The sequence below is a fragment of the Spirillospora sp. NPDC049652 genome, from assembly GCF_040675125.1.
GTDB lineage: Bacteria > Actinomycetota > Actinomycetes > Streptosporangiales > Streptosporangiaceae > Spirillospora.
This window is the reverse complement of the sequence record NZ_JBFAOF010001562.1, coordinates 1-1071: the sequence shown is the minus strand read 5'-3', so window position 1 is coordinate 1071 and position 1071 is coordinate 1. Positions and strand designations below refer to the sequence as shown.

The following is a 1071-nucleotide window of genomic DNA, read 5'->3' as shown; positions in this document are numbered from 1 at the left end:
CGGACGGCCGAGCGGACCCGGTCGGGGTGCGGCCGGACGACGAAGGTGTCGCGGCTGAACCACAGCGCGGCCGCCGCAGCGGCGAGCAGCGGCAGCCGCCAGTAGGCGTCGCCGCCGAACGCGACGGCCGCGAGGCCCATGCCGACCATGGCCATCAGCCCGTACCAGGCGGCGCGGCGGTGCAGCAGCGCACCGCGGGCGACGAAGACCAGGGCGATGCTGAGCACCACCGCGTGCGCGGGCGCCAGCGGACGCCCGGTCGTGAGCAGGGAGGCCCGGTCGAGCCAGGAAGGGGCGCCGTTCAGCGCGGGGACGGAGAGCATCGCCCCGACGCCGAGGGTGGCGATGGCGTGCGGCCAGGTAGGCGCCGTCTGCCGCGCCGCGTCCGACGGCCGTGCCGCCTCCGCTTGCCGCGCTGCGTCCACGTGCTTCGCTGCGTCCACGAAAGACACCTCCGAACCGCTGCAACCGCGATCCATGGGAACTCATTCCCGTCGGGAAACGTTTATGTTCGGCCTTGCGGGGCACGGGGTCTTGCTTCCTCTGATGCGCGGAGGAGGCGTCAGGTTCTCTCCTACCCACCGCTACGGTGCTCCCATGACCGGATTCCGTCATGTGGTGCTGATCACATGGATCGAGGGTACGACCACCGCCCAGGTCGAGGAGGTGGCCACGCGGTTGCGTGCGCTGCCTTCCGCAATTCCCGAGATCCGCGCCTACAGCCTCGGGTCGGACGCGGGAGTGAACCCCGGGAGCGCCGACTTCGCGATCGTGGCCGACTTCGCCGACCGCGACGGCTATGTCGCCTATCGGGACAACCCCGAGCACCGGGCCGTGGTGGACGGCATGAAGCCGCTCATCGCGTCCCGAACCGCCATCCAGTACGAGCTCTGAAGCCCGCAGGCGACCGCGCGAGCCTGTCCGGGCCGTGCCGCCCGAGGGTGTGGCCAGTCTAACCGAGCAAGCGCTTGTGTTTGAGTGTCCGGCCGGTTAGGTTCGGCGACGAGGCCCGCCGGGGACGGATCGCGCCCCGTCTCCGGCGGGCGTCCCCCGGGGCCGCGTGCGGGCGAC

Annotated in this window: 2 protein-coding genes; one reads left to right on the top strand and one right to left on the bottom strand. The window is 71.9% G+C overall.

The window, feature by feature from the left end:
- A partial coding sequence (locus AB0J52_RS41930) for a hypothetical protein (RefSeq protein WP_500188877.1) occupies positions 1-443 on the bottom strand: 443 nt, incomplete at its 3' end.
- A gap of 154 nt (positions 444-597) precedes the next feature.
- On the opposite strand from AB0J52_RS41930, the gene AB0J52_RS41925 reads away from it, so the two are divergent.
- Entirely contained in the window at positions 598-894 is a 297-nt protein-coding gene (locus tag AB0J52_RS41925) for a Dabb family protein (RefSeq protein WP_500188876.1), read from the top strand.
- Positions 895-1071: the final 177 nt, after the last annotated feature.

Coding starts and splice junctions, on each gene's coding strand:
- AB0J52_RS41925 (WP_500188876.1), top strand. CDS start 598: ATGACCGGATTCCGTCATGTGGTGCTGATCACATGGATCGAGGGTACG.